Source organism: Streptomyces nigrescens, assembly GCF_027626975.1.
Taxonomy (GTDB): Bacteria; Actinomycetota; Actinomycetes; order Streptomycetales; family Streptomycetaceae; genus Streptomyces; species Streptomyces nigrescens.
This window is the reverse complement of record NZ_CP114203.1, coordinates 1,192,508-1,205,276: the sequence shown is the minus strand read 5'-3', so window position 1 is coordinate 1,205,276 and position 12,769 is coordinate 1,192,508. Positions and strand designations below refer to the sequence as shown.

13 protein-coding genes and 3 pseudogenes are annotated in these 12,769 nt (G+C 70.0%); 12 read left to right on the top strand and 4 right to left on the bottom strand.

The features are described 5' to 3' along the window. Positions 1 to 37: 37 nt before the first annotated feature. The 4 genes and pseudogenes from STRNI_RS41530 to STRNI_RS05600 form a co-directional block, all read left to right on the top strand. Positions 38 to 363 (top strand): annotated as a pseudogene (locus STRNI_RS41530) (IS5/IS1182 family transposase); the annotation flags it as partial. A gap of 487 nt (positions 364 to 850) precedes the next feature. Further along, a complete protein-coding gene (locus STRNI_RS05610) occupies positions 851 to 1,465 on the top strand; it encodes a ParA family protein (protein ID WP_148589006.1) in 615 nt (204 codons plus the stop codon). After that, complete coding sequence (locus tag STRNI_RS05605; protein ID WP_277410676.1) at positions 1,462 to 1,752, top strand: hypothetical protein; 291 nt, start codon at positions 1,462 to 1,464, stop codon at positions 1,750 to 1,752. The genes STRNI_RS05610 and STRNI_RS05605 overlap by 4 nt, the downstream gene beginning before the upstream one ends. A gap of 208 nt (positions 1,753 to 1,960) precedes the next feature. After that, a complete protein-coding gene (locus STRNI_RS05600; RefSeq protein WP_277410675.1) occupies positions 1,961 to 2,242 on the top strand; it encodes a hypothetical protein in 282 nt (93 codons plus the stop codon). Here the strand turns inward: STRNI_RS05600 and STRNI_RS05595 are convergent. After that, positions 2,232 to 2,552: pseudogene (locus STRNI_RS05595) on the bottom strand (transposase); the annotation flags it as partial. The gene STRNI_RS05600 and the pseudogene STRNI_RS05595 overlap by 11 nt on opposite strands. Positions 2,553 to 2,562: 10 nt before the next feature. After that, positions 2,563 to 2,697: a hypothetical protein gene (locus STRNI_RS05590; protein ID WP_018088621.1), complete on the bottom strand. Its 135-nt coding sequence runs from the start codon at positions 2,695 to 2,697 to the stop codon at positions 2,563 to 2,565. 177 nt (positions 2,698 to 2,874) lie between these two features. Here STRNI_RS05590 and STRNI_RS05585 point away from each other — a divergent pair, with 177 nt between their 5' ends. The 5 genes and pseudogenes from STRNI_RS05585 (at position 2,875) to STRNI_RS05565 (ending at position 7,713) form a co-directional block, all read left to right on the top strand. Next, entirely contained in the window at positions 2,875 to 3,576 is a 702-nt protein-coding gene (locus STRNI_RS05585; protein WP_277410674.1) for a restriction endonuclease, read from the top strand. 915 nt (positions 3,577 to 4,491) lie between these two features. Beyond that, positions 4,492 to 4,818 (top strand): annotated as a pseudogene (locus STRNI_RS41525) (MerR family transcriptional regulator); the annotation flags it as partial. Positions 4,819 to 5,101: 283 nt separating this feature from the next. After that, positions 5,102 to 5,941 (top strand): hypothetical protein, encoded by an 840-nt coding sequence (locus STRNI_RS05575; RefSeq protein WP_277410673.1) that lies wholly within the window; start codon positions 5,102 to 5,104, stop codon positions 5,939 to 5,941. 330 nt (positions 5,942 to 6,271) lie between these two features. Next, entirely contained in the window at positions 6,272 to 7,357 is a 1,086-nt protein-coding gene (locus STRNI_RS05570; RefSeq protein WP_277410672.1) for a tyrosine-type recombinase/integrase, read from the top strand. Positions 7,358 to 7,443: 86 nt separating this feature from the next. Continuing rightward, positions 7,444 to 7,713 (top strand): helix-turn-helix domain-containing protein, encoded by a 270-nt coding sequence (locus STRNI_RS05565; RefSeq protein ID WP_277410671.1) that lies wholly within the window; start codon positions 7,444 to 7,446, stop codon positions 7,711 to 7,713. 245 nt (positions 7,714 to 7,958) lie between these two features. Here the strand turns inward: STRNI_RS05565 and STRNI_RS05560 are convergent, their stop codons facing one another. After that, entirely contained in the window at positions 7,959 to 8,264 is a 306-nt protein-coding gene (locus STRNI_RS05560; RefSeq protein ID WP_018088626.1) for a DUF1330 domain-containing protein, read from the bottom strand. Between the two features lie 188 nt (positions 8,265 to 8,452). On the opposite strand from STRNI_RS05560, the gene STRNI_RS05555 reads away from it, so the two are divergent. Then, the gene (locus STRNI_RS05555; protein WP_277410670.1) at positions 8,453 to 9,355 is read left to right on the top strand and encodes a LysR family transcriptional regulator; all 903 of its coding nucleotides are present in this window, start codon (positions 8,453 to 8,455) and stop codon (positions 9,353 to 9,355) included. Between the two features lie 630 nt (positions 9,356 to 9,985). Here STRNI_RS05555 and STRNI_RS05550 read toward each other — a convergent pair. Next, a complete protein-coding gene (locus tag STRNI_RS05550) occupies positions 9,986 to 10,564 on the bottom strand; it encodes a GlcG/HbpS family heme-binding protein (protein WP_371874781.1) in 579 nt (192 codons plus the stop codon). Between the two features lie 260 nt (positions 10,565 to 10,824). On the opposite strand from STRNI_RS05550, the gene STRNI_RS05545 reads away from it, so the two are divergent. Together STRNI_RS05545 and STRNI_RS05540 are read left to right on the top strand one after the other, a co-directional pair. After that, a complete protein-coding gene (locus STRNI_RS05545) occupies positions 10,825 to 12,030 on the top strand; it encodes a sensor histidine kinase (RefSeq protein ID WP_277410669.1) in 1,206 nt (401 codons plus the stop codon). Continuing rightward, on the top strand, positions 12,027 to 12,668 hold the full coding sequence (locus STRNI_RS05540; protein ID WP_018088630.1) for a response regulator: 642 nt from the start codon (positions 12,027 to 12,029) through the stop codon (positions 12,666 to 12,668). The genes STRNI_RS05545 and STRNI_RS05540 overlap by 4 nt, the downstream gene beginning before the upstream one ends. Positions 12,669 to 12,769: the final 101 nt, after the last annotated feature.

Sequence of the window (12,769 nt, the reverse complement as noted above, 5' to 3'; positions counted from 1 at the left end):
TCCTGCCGGTTCACGACTGATCATCGGTGTGCCGGGCGGCCGGTGGCGCGTGGGAATCGCTCTGACCGCCAAAATCCCCCTCGCCTCGGACGGCCGGTGCAGGCCCCTCGCCTTGATCCTGACGCCTGGCCAGGTAGGGGGCACACCTGCATGCGAGCTGGTCATGGCCAAGATCCGCGTCCCCGGCGGCGCGGACGGCCACGGGTCCGGCCCGGCACCGTCCTGGCCGGCAAGGCGAATTCGTCCCGCGCGATCCGTGACCACCTGCTCCACCGCAGGGTCCGGGCAGTCATCCCGCAGCTGGCCGACCAGATCGCGACCCGGAGACGACGGGGCCGTGCCGGAGGTCGCCCACCCGCCTTCGTCCACGCGGAGACTGCCACCATCCACCAAGTGGCACTCCACCTCGAAATCACCCACATCTGGACCGCACGGTGGTCCGAAAGAAACGGCCTGGTTCCGGCATCCGACCGAGGGGCGGGCGCGCGTTCAAGGGGTGTTGTCCTTGAGGCTTGCGGCCGCCGCCTCCTGGGTGAGCCGATCGAGGATCGCCAACAGGTGGCTGAAGCCGCGCCGTCCACGTCTCGTTCGCGTTGGTCCCGCCAGGCTTCGTGGGCCGGTCGTGGCGGGGTCGAGCGGAGTAGTCGGTACGGATGGGCGGGGCCGAATGCCATCCAGCGAGGGGCAGGAAAGGGTAACCGGTGGCGCACGGGGGCGACCGCGACCACAACCGGGTGTCCAACGTTTCTCACTGCTTGCGGGTGAACCACGAGACCACGCCGTCGTGCCGACCGAAAATGGACGATCACGCCCATTATTGTCCTCTCTTGTGCCTTTGAGTTGTGCGTTCGTGAATCTCAAGCCCGGCGTCGGAAAGACGACGAGTGCTGTGTGGCTGGCCCATGCGCTTTATGAGTCGGGTATGTCGCCGCTGCTGGTCGACGGTGACCCGGCCGCTTCCGCGCTGCGCTGGAGCGAGCTGGCCAATGGCTTTCCGTTTCCGGTGATCGCTCTGCCGGTGGGGGACGTCCACCGTCGCGTGAACGACTTCCTCGGCGACCGGCAGGCCGTCGTGCTCGATGCGCCCCAGCTGGAGGACCATCCCCGCATCGCCCGCAGCATCATGAGGTACGCCGACGAGTGGATCGTGCCCGTGACCCCCGCCCCCATCGAACTGGACCGGATGGCACCCATCCTGGGCGAGATGGCGGACGTGCAGTCCCTGCGTGCCGAGCCGGCCCGTTCGGCGGTGCTGCTCAATCGCACCAACCGTCCCGATGCCACGCGCACCGGGCCCGATGCGGACGCTCGCGAGGCACTCACCGAACGGGGTTTCGAGGTGCTGGATACCCATATCGCGCGGCTCGACCTGTACGCCCAGTCTTTCGGGAACCCGGTCCAGGCCAAGGGCTCGGCGTACATGGACTTCGCGGAGGAACTGATCAAGCGTCAGGATGAGGCATGAGCCAGCGCAAGGAGAGCTACCGCGCGGCATTGCGGCGCGGACCGGATGTCTCGGCACCTCGGTCCTCCAAGGTCACCAGGTTGGAGAGTAGATACATCCGGGTGACGGTCGAGGTCGATCCCGACCTGCGAGGTGATCTGACGCGATGGGTGGGATGGCCGGTCTCCTCGGCAGTGTTCGTCGGCGCTACCGTCCTGCGTACTCTGGCCGCCACTGTCGGCTGGGTCGCTCGGCCCGGAGATCAGGCTCCGTCCGCCCCGCGCGAGGTTCCGGATTCGGGTCGCTGACGACGTAGGACCGCGACTGCCGGCGACGACGGAAATCGGCGCGAGGAGCAACGCCCAGCACGTGGTGTGCGGGCTCCGGTGACGGCCTTCCGCTAAAGGCTGTCCCGTATGTCGACGGCCGAGGTCCCGCGGCATACTGGCGCTCGTTGTTGACCTGTTCAGCTTTGGGGGCTTCGTGGTTGAGCTGCGGTGTGAGGCGGTCCGCTGGGTGGACGATGAGCCGTGGCCCGGGGTGGTGGAGGTTCAGTTCACGGACGCGGCGGGACGGTGCTGGTCGTTGTTCGACAAGGCCCCGGTCTTCGACGCTATGGGCGAGCTCGGCCCGGACTCGACCTTTCCGGTGGAGGTCGCCGTCACCTGCGTGGTCGCCGAAGGCCACGGTCTGCCGGAGGACGAGGAGGCCGTCACGGTCTCCACCTCGCCGCATGGCGTCGCCACGTCCGATGGCCGCGAGGAGTTCACGGTGAGGCGGGATCAGCTCATCCACTGAGCGCGAGGTTGTGGAGCCGTGCGACGCCGAGCATCGCGTGGCGCACGCCGGCTCCACGCAGACGGCAGCCACGCAGGATCTTCCAGATCTTCATCCATGAGAAGACGTGCTCGACTCTGGCTGCTCGGGCCCTGCGGTGGACGGCGTTGTCGGCTTCCTGCTCGGGTGTGAGGCGCTCTTGTTGGCGACGGCGACGGCGACGGCGGCGGCGGTGCGGGATCAGGGTGCCGGTCCCCTGATAGCCGCCGTCCGCCAGGACAACGAGAAGCCGAGGCCGACATACCAGCTGCGAATAGCCCCGGCAGACACGGGATCGCGTATCAGGGCAGGCCGGAGGCCGCGCCGGAGTCGGCCAGAACGAGCAGCTCGATCAGCTCGCCTCCCCCCACGCCCAGGAGGTGGGGGAGGTGCCATTCCGGGAGCCCGGGGAGCCCGGGGAGCAGCGCCGAGCGCATCGCTCAAGAGGGCACGGCGGAGAGGCCTATCCCTTCTGCTCCGGCTCGTCCCCTGACAAGTGATCGGGGACAACGCCAACAACGAAGCACAACCAGCCAACCTCACTGGGTCTGCCCATCGCGGGGTCGTCGCCACACGACACTGAACAGACCAGACAGCATCTCCGGGGGAATCGCATGGCCACACCCGCACGCCGACGCTCCGCCGCCACCCGACGCTCCGCCGCCACCCGACGACCGACCCGCCCGAAGCGCCGCCCCCGTGGCAAAGCCACCCGACGCCGTGAACGCGAAGGCAAAGCCCTCGCCGCCGTCCTCATCGGGGCCTTCGGCATCGCGGTCGTGAGCGCTTACCCCGTCGTCAGCACCATTGTCATCGTCCTCGCAGCCGCTGCGGCCCTGACCATCTACCTCGCCCGGACCGGCCGGCTCCACCTCCCTGCGGGCATAGCCGGCGCAGCGGGAGTCGGTCCGCGCCGGGACTTCACGCACACCATCGCCGCCTACCAGGCCATGGGCTACACCGAGTTCGAGCACGCCGTGGCAGACCTCGCCCGCCGCGACCCCGCCGTCCGCAGGACCGACGTCTCCGGCGGCAAGAACGACCGCGGCCTCGACGTCCTGGTCCATCTCCACAGCGGCGACCGCTACCTCCTCCAGTGCAAGCGCTGGAAAGGCCGCGTCGGCTCCGAAGAGGTCATGAAGATCAACGGCACCTACCGGGACATCCACAACTGTGTCGGCGCGGCCATCATCACCACCAGCGCCTTCACGGCAGACGCCGAGCGCACCAACGCCATGCTGCCCAAGTCCCTGCGCCTCATTGATGGCCGCGGCCTGGCCCGCTGGGCGTCCGGCGGCAGAGCCCCCTGGGCCTGAGGCCGCAATAGGGGATTCGCATCGGACACCGTGTCTTGATTCCACTCTGGGCCCGCTGGGGGCTTCGGCGCGTCGCAACAAGCCATTTGGGACCGACTGAGCCGGTGTGGCTCGGGTCAGGGCCGGCAGGAGGGAGCTATCCCCGCGCGGGCGGGGAACAGTCTTCGGCGCGGTGCGGCTGGGGCGCTGGCTGTGACCTGGTGTCGGAGACATCAACACTGGTAGGTAGCGCGGGTCAGGAGTGCCGTAGTGAAGATTCAGCGTTTGCACTCTCGCATAGGTCGTCAAAGCGTCTCAGAACAGCAGCTGCGCCACCGCCCAACGCATCGCTTTGGGCCTAAAGCTGACTCAACTGATCACGAAGTTGCTCCCGTAGAGCCTGATGCTCGGCCAACTCGTTCGGAGCGAGTCTGCTCAGACAGCGCCGGTACCTGCCCCTGAGCGCCGTGACGAGTTCGCTTGTAGCTCTCCGCAACTGCACGGCCTGCTCCTCAGCAGTCCGAATGACGAAGGCAGACGGGTGCGAAGACGTTCAGGCTTGCCGTACAGCGTTGTGTGTCGCCCCGAAGCCAGCTGGCGGGCCTGCTTCTCATTGGCGACACCGTGCCGAGGGTCACGAGGTCCGGGACGAGGACATCGCTCGCCTGTCCCCGCTCAAGCACCGCAACCGCAACGTCCTGGGCCGTTACAGCTTCACCGCCTCCACCCCATCTGGCGGCGCCCTGCGCCCGCTTCGCGACCCGGACAGAGTTGAACTCGACGAGGACGACGAGGGGTAGCGGGAGCGGACTCTGGCCAGATATGTGCGCTGGCGAGGACGCACCACTCCGGGTGTAGACGCGCTTGAATCGTTTTGCGCCCGACGATACTTTCACCGCTTGACCTTGGCGCAACGGCAGGGTTTCTCATGGCGGCATGCGAATCGGAGAGATGGCCGCGCTCGTGGGGCTCACCACCCGAGCGATGCGGCACTGCCACCATGTCGGGCTGCTTCCGGAACCGGAGCGGCGCCCTAACGGCTACCGGGCCCATAACGTCTGCGAACGCCGACCTGACCCGCCAGGAGGCCGCCATCCGGGAGCGCCGCTGTCGGCTCGGCGCCCTTCTCGCCGAGCCGCCCGGCGCGACAGAGCCCGTCTCACCCGCCCTCGCCGCACTGCTGGCACAGGCCCCCGAACTGACTCGCCGAGCGCGGCCGAGGACCGCGAGTGCCTCACGCTGGTGGACGCCACCAGCACCGGTAACCAAGAGATGCTCGCGCTGCTCGGAACCTGGTCGCCGATCCCGCGGTCGTCGAACTGTATGAGCGCCTCGACGCGCTCGCCGAAGCCCCCGCCGCCGATCCGCGGATCGCACCCCTGGCAGCTGACCTGCTGGCAGCCGTCCCCGAGCAGCTGCTCGCCGCAATACCCGAGGACGGGGTCATCGTGACCGGGTTCAAGAAGGCACTGCTCGCCGAGTACGCCCCCGCGCAGGCGGAAGTCGTGGGCCGGCTCATGGACGCGTTCGTGGAGAGGGGCCGGGCATGAGCGGCCGGCCAAGGCGCGTACGGGCGGCGCGGATCGCGGTGGCTGCCGTGCTGCCGGGGGAACTGGCCCTGGCAGCCTGCCTGGTGGCCGGGGCCCGGCCGCCCGGGTGGGCGCTGGCGGGCGCCGAATCGCTGGTGCTCGCGGTGCTGCTGCTGGAGACCTGGGTGATGCGCTCGCTGTACGTCGCCGCGCGCGCCCGCGGCGCGGACCGCCGGGCGGCACGGCGGGCCGCCGTACAGGAGACGGTGCCGGTGACGGTCCGCCGCCTGGTCCTCCACGAACTGCGCGCCTTCGCCTCCCTGGGGCGGTGGGTCCGGCGCGGCACGCACGGGGTGCGCCCCGGGGACCTCGCTGCCGCGTACACCGGGCCCCAGACCGCGATGATGTACGGACTGCTCTTCGTGATGGTCATCGAGACGGTGGGCCTGGCCTTCCTCATCCCTTGGCCGACAGTCCACCGGGTGATCCTGCTACTCGACCTGTACGGAGTCGTCCTCGTGCTGGCCCTGCACGCCGCCTGCGTCACCCGGCCGCATGTCGTGCGCCCCGACGGCTCTCTGCGGATCCGCTACGGAGCCCTCTTCGACCTCGCCGTACCGCCGGACGCGATCGCCTCGGTCCGGGTCGACCGGCGCTCCCCCAAGGGCCGCCTGATCACCCTCTCCGAGGACGGGGTCCTCGACCTGATCGTGGGCAGCCAGACCTCGGTGACCCTGGAGCTGAACCGGCCACTCCCCTTCACCCGCCCGCTCGGCGCAACGGAAGAGGCCCACACCATCCGCTTCCACGCAGACGACCCGCGCGCACTGGTCAGCGCACTCCGTCAGCCCGTCTGACCACGCAGATCGGTTCCGACCGCACCGGCGGAGGCGAAATCAACTTCGCCCTTTACCCAACGACGCTCCCTGGCCACCATCACACTCACCCTGCATGAGCAGTACTACGGCGACGTGCAGGAGGTCGGACGCCCGTGGCCTTCGCCGCGACGTGGCGCCAAGCTAGACCTCACAATCAATCTCAGCGCCAACGGCTGTACCGATGTTCCTACCGACGCCAATTGCAGCTGATGCGAACTCGCGACTCCGGACCTGGACCTGCGAAAACACCCTTCGGTCACATCTGATGCGAGATTCTCGCGTCGAATGCGATGGACGGAGAGTGATCGGATGGGTGGGGACACCCTGGTGCCGGGCTCGGCACGGCTGCACCTGGTCGACTGCCTGCCGCTGTTGCGCCCGGAGGAGCAGGTCTTCGAGGCGATGCTGGCCGGCTGGCGCAACCAGCAGCTGACCAGGAACCTGTCGTTCGGTTACGTCAGCGACCAGGAGCGGACGGTGCGCGCGTTCGCCCGGCACGCGGACGGCCTCCCGTGGAAGTGGGCGCCCCAGCACGTGGAGGAGTGGTCGGTGGACCTCCGCTCGGTGCGGGGCTGCGCGCGCTCCACGGTGCGCAACTATCAAGGCGCGGTACGACAGTTCTGCGACTTCGTGACCAACCCGGCGTACGGCTGGGCGGAGGAGTGCCTGCTGCGGTTCGGGGCGCACCCGGTCCAGGTGGTCCACGACTGGAACGCGGCGGTACATGCCGACGAAGGCGAGGGCGAACCCGAGCGCCGCGCCTTCACTCGACCCGAGCTGGAGGCGTTCTTCGACTACGCCGACGAGCAGGTGGTGCGCGTCCGGGGCAAGGGACGCAAGGGCTGGCTGCCGACGTTCGGGGACGCGAGGCTGTTCAAGACGGCCTACGGCTATGGCCTGCGCCGCAACGAGACCCGCATGCTCAACGAGGTCGACTTCGGCCCCAACCCGCACGGTCGGGAGTTCGGCGACTACGGCACCTTGATGGTGCGACACGGGAAGGCGAAGAAGGGCTCGCCGCCTAAGCGCCGCAGGCTGACTGTCTGGCAGTGGACGCCGGTCGTCATCGAGGAGTGGGTCACCGAGGTGCGTCCCGGGATGCGGCACGCCCACGGGCCCGCGCTGTGGCCCTCCGAGCGGGGGCTGCGGGTCGGGCTCCAGCGGCTGGACTCCCGCTTCGCCGCCTACCGTGACGCGCTCGGCCTGGACCCGGCGCTGGAGTTCCACTCGCTGCGCCAGGTCGTACATCACCCACCTGATCGAAGACGGCTACGATCCGCTGTTCGTCCAGCAGCAGGTCGGCCACGAGTACGCATCCACCACCGCGATCTACACGTGCGTCTGCTCCGACTTCCGAACTCGCACCCTTCGCCGGGCCCTGGACGCCACCGTTGAGGCCGCGATGCGGCCGGGAAGGACTTCGTGATGTCCCGCCAGATCACCTACCGGTGGCGCCTGCGCGAGCTGATGGCGCCCGCGGCATGTTCACCGTCCCCGAGCTCATGCCGCACCTGGCCGAACGCGGGATCACCCTGTCCGCCTCCCAGGTCCACCGCCTCGTCTCCGGCACCCCCGAGCGGCTGTCCCTGCCGGTGCTCGCCGCGCTCTGCGACATCCTCGACTGCACCGCCAGCGACCTGATCCCGACCAGCGCCGAGAACGTCCGCCTGCGCCGCACCGCCGGACAGGACGCACCGATCAGCCTCGCTGCCCGTCGGCCGACACGGGTCCGGCTCACCGACGAGGGGTGACTGACGTGACGCCCGAACAGTACGAACGCTGGCACCTGCGCGACTGCGCCCGCTGCGGCCGGCGGGCGGCGAAGTCCGCCAACTGGTCGGACGGACCGATCTTGCCGCGCCTGCCTGGAGCGGGCCATGCGCGTCCGGGGCCGTTGCCCCGGGTGCTCCGCCGACCGGCTCCTGCCCGGCCGCAATGATCAGGGCCAGCCGCTCTGTCGGGACTGCGCCGGCATCACCCGCGCTGGGCCCGCCGGTCAGTCGATGCCGTCGATGATGCGGAAGTCGCGCTCGACGCCGTCGGGGAGGGCCACCAGCGCCTTCTGGTATGCCTCGCTCTCGTATGCCGCGACGGCCTGTTCAAAGCTGTCGAACTCGATCAGAACGACGCGTTGCGTGATTCCGGCCTCGTGGGCGACGACTCGACCGCCACGGGACGGGATCCGGGACAGGGTGCGCCCGCCCCCAGCCTGGACAGCCGGACCGGCCAGCTTGTCGTAGGCAGTCAGCGCCTCAGGGTCGGAAATGGCCGGGTAGACACTGACCCAGTAGCCCTTAGCCATGGAAACCTCCTGTGTTCGGCCGGACACGTCCGACGTCGAATTGACACTCAGATCGATCGATCCCGGCGACGGGTACCGCGGTCAGTTGAACCGTCATATGCGCAGGTTAGGGCTTGACGTGGGGTCGAGGGAAAGATCAATACGGGATAGACTCAGAACGGATCGTTATCAATCGGCAGGGAGGGCACGTGGCGCCGGATACGGTGAGCCTGCGGTACTTCCTGGTGCTGGCGCAGGAGTTGAACTTCACCCGCGCGGCCGCACGGATCGGTATCGCACAGCCCGCACTCAGCGCCCGGATGCGCCGATTGGAGGCGGAACTCGGTACGGCCCTGCTGGTCCGCAACACGCGTAGCGTCGTATTGACCACGGCCGGTGCGGCTTTGGCGGAGTCCGCGCCGCCCGCGCTGGCGGCGCTGGACCGGGCATGGGACACCGCCCGGAGCGCGGCGACCGGTGAACTGGGCACGCTGCGCATCGGATACAGCCTCAGCGCCGGGGCCGAGACGGCACCGGCCCTGGTGGACAGGCTGATTCGCGGCAACAGCGGACTCGAGGTCGGCGCGGTCCCGATGGCGACACCGGAGATCTCCCCCGCGGTCGCCGACGGCCGCATCGATGCCGGAATCACCCGCGGTGAACAGCCGGGCCGTGGCGTGCGCCGGTTCCTGCTGCGGCGTGCGCGCATCGGGGTCCAGCTGGCGCAGCACCATCCGCTGGCCGAACACCCGGAGATCGAGATCGCCGACGCGGCCGCGTATCCGCTGCGACTCCCGGACCGTGCGGCCAACCCCGTGATCCACGATCAGCTGTCCGCACTGTTCCGAGACACCCGACCACACCCCCGATTCCACACGCCCGCAGTCTCTTTCGACATGTCTCAGCGTGACCTGCGCGACGGGGTCACCCTCGCCCCGGCCGGAGAAGCCGCGGTCACGGCACAACCGGCCGGTCTCACCTGGCGACCGCTGCGGGGCGCGCCCAGCCTGACGATCCACCTGGTCCTCCCACGCGAGCAGTCGCCGCTACACCGCCGCATCCGTGCCGTCGCCAAAACCCTGGCGCACGAGCTGCACTGGCTGCCGGACTGACGCGCAAGAGGTCAAGCGAGACGGACGCCTGCGGTGGCGATGCCGAAGACCTTGCGCCCGGCGGACTTCGCGGTGATGACGACGGCGGTCTTGCTGAATGTCCGACACGACCTCGCTACGCCGGCGGATCAGCATCCGATGATGGCCCCGGGGCCGGTCCGAGTCGTACACCGCGGCGACGTCCTCGCCCAGCCCGAGATCTCGGCGGATACCGCGCCTTCGCCGACGCCGAATCGGACAAGCACGGGTAACCGGCGGGAACGCCCGCCGTCAACGGCGTCCATGACGTCGGTCAATGCTTGACGCCAACCACTGTTCCCTTGCTCCCCGAGGCCGAGCCACGACAAAACCGCTACCCGGCTCGTCACCGAGGCTGGCGGCACCTGGAGCCGATTAGCCTCCGGCGACCACACACGGTGACACCGCCACCGCCACCCATCAGGAATACACGAGACCTCAACATGCGCGCCTACCAGTCCCGAGGCCGGACTCGGAGGGCAGTGGAATCACGGGGGACGGAAGCGCGGTGTCTGGAGCGAGGTGTCGGCCGTGGAACCGGAGAACATCCGGTTCCTGGCGGGCTGCCGTCGTGGAACCGGATGTTCAGCCCCGAAGGCCCGGACGCTTCGGCTAGCGGGCCACCGCGTTCGCTCCCGCCTGCGCGAACTTCTCGTCCAGTGCCCCGGACGGAGCGCCTGCGACGCCGATGCCGGCGATCGGCGCGTTCCCGGCGGTGACGGGGGCACCGCCCGCCAGGAACAGGGTGCCCGGGATGTCCTTCAGGTTCGGGGCCTGCTGCAGACGCTCGGCCAGCTGGGAGGTGGGGGCGTTCCAGGCGGCCGCGGTGAACGCCTTGCGCTCGGCGGACTCGTAGGACTGCGGGCCGGCGCCGTCGCCGCGCAGGGTGACGATCGTGTTGCCGTTGCGGTCGACGACGGCGACCGTGACCCGCTGGTTCTCCTTCTCGGCGGCGTCGAGCGCGGCCTGCGCGGCCTTGGCAGCGGCGTCGATCGTCAGATGGGTGGAGGTGGTGGTGGCCCGGGCCGGGACGGAGGCCGAGGCGGCAGTGGCGGACGTCGTGGCGGGTGCGGAGGCGTTCGCGGACACCGCACCGAAGCCCGAGACGGCGACGGCGGTGAGCACGGCACCGCCGGTGGCGACGCGGGCACGGCGGGAGAACTTCTTGCGCACGGGGTTCATGGCCTTCATGGGTCGGTCGCTCCTCAGGTGGGCGGGCGGCCCGGTTGCCGCCCCTGCTTCGTCCGCTCTCCACCCTCGGCCCGGAACAGGGCCCGGACGGTCGGCGTTCCGGCTGCCCTGGCGCTGCGGGACGGATGACACCGGGGTCATCCGATCGGTTGACCGGCCCGGCCCCGCGCTCGGCCACAATGGAGGTGTTTGCCCAGTTCGGCGCCGCTCGACGGGTCGCTGGGGCCATTGACGCAAGCGTGAGGGGAGGCATGCTCCGGATGCGGAACCGGCCGTACGAACCGAGCGCCGTGGACACCCGGTGGCTCGGCGCCGTGATGCACACGGCGTTCTTCCTGCTGCTCGGCGGAGCGCTCGCCCGATTCCTGCTGCGCCACCCAGGCGAGCCGCGCACCCCATGGATCATCGCGCTGTGCGTCGTGCTCGCCGTACTGCACCTGCTGGGGCCCGGGATGGGCGACGCGGACCCGCGACCCACCCGGCGGCGCTCGGCCTGGCTGGCGCTGGTCGTCGTGGTGTGGATGGTGCTGGTCGTGCTCGCGCCCAGCTTCGCCTGGTGCGCGGTGCCCCTCTTCTACACCGGCCTGCGCACGCTGCCGCCCCGCGCGGCCCTCGTTCTCGTGGCGGTCCTGACGGCACTCGTCGTCGCCGCGCAGCTACAGCTTGCCGGGCGCTTCGACCCGAACCTGGTGCTCGCGCCGCCCGCCGTCGCCGCCCTCGCCACCGCCGTCTTCCTGCAGATGGAACGGCACACCGCCCGCCAGCGTGTCCTGATCGACGATCTGATCCGCACCCGCCGCGAACTCGCCGCCTCGGAACGCCGTGAGGGCACCCTCGCTGAACGCCAGCGGCTCTCCATGGAGATCCACGACTCGCTCGCCCAGGGCCTGTCCAGCCAGCGGATGCTGCTCCAGGCGGCGGACCGGGTGTGGGACACCGAACCGGACAAGGCCCGCGCACACGTACGCACCGCCGCGTCCGTCGCCGAGCACAACCTCACCGAGGCCCGGCGCTTCGTGCACGACTTGGCCCCCACCGACCTCGCCCGCGGCAGCGGCCTCGATCAGGCGCTGCGCGCCCTGGCCGCGCGGGAGTCCGGGGCGGACCTCACCGTACGCGTCCACGTCGACGACGACGGCCGGCTTCCCCGGCTGCCCGACCGCGTCCAGTCCGCCCTGCTGCGCATCGCTCAGGGCGCCCTGGCCAACGTCCGCGAGCACGCCGCCGCCAGCAGTGCCACCCTCACCCTCACCCTCCTCGACGACGAGGTCGTCCTGGACGTCTCGGACGACGGCGACGGCTTCGACCCCGCCGCGCTGCCCGATTCCCCCGGCAGCGGGCGCGGGCACGGGCTGCCCGCCATACGAGCCCGGCTACGCGCACTCGGTGGCACCCTGACCGTCGAGTCCACGCCCGGTGAGGGCACCGTCCTGTCCGCCGCCATCCCTCTTGAGGTGCCCCGATGACCGCCCACCGCGCTCCCGTGCGCATCCTGGTCTGCGATGATCACGCCGTGGTACGGGCCGGGCTGCTCGCCCTGCTCGACAGCGCCCCGGACATCGAGGTCGTCGGGGAGGCAGGCACCGGCGAGGAGGCGCTCGCGCTGGCCGCGAAGCTCACCCCGGACGTGGTGCTGATGGATCTGCAACTGGGCGAGGGCATCGACGGCGTGGAGACCACCCGCCGCCTCACCTCCGTCCCCGGAGCCTCCCTCCACGTCCTGGTGCTCACCACCTACGACACGGACGCCGACATCACCCGCGCCATCGAGGCGGGCGCCACGGGCTATCTGCTCAAAGCTGAGCGCCCCGATGAGCTCTTCGCCGCGATCCACTCCGCCGCCGAGGGACGTACCGCCCTGTCCCCGCCGGTCGCCAGCCGCGTCATGGCCAATCTGCGCCGGCCCCGGCCCACCCTCACCGACCGCGAACGCGACATCCTGGCCCAGCTCGCCCGTGGCATCGGCAACCGGGACATCGCCCGCGCCCTCCACATCAGCGAGGCCACGGTCAAGACCCACCTGCGCCGCATCTACGACAAGCTCGGTGTGGACACCCGCGCGGGCGCCGTGGCGGTCGCGAAGGAGCGGCGACTGGTGCCGTGAGGGCGGTCTCACGTAACCGGCGGCGGCCCTTGCACAGGAATGCGCGATGGCACCGAGACCGAACGTCGGCCCGCTCCCCGGCCGGCTGAAAGACCGGGCCG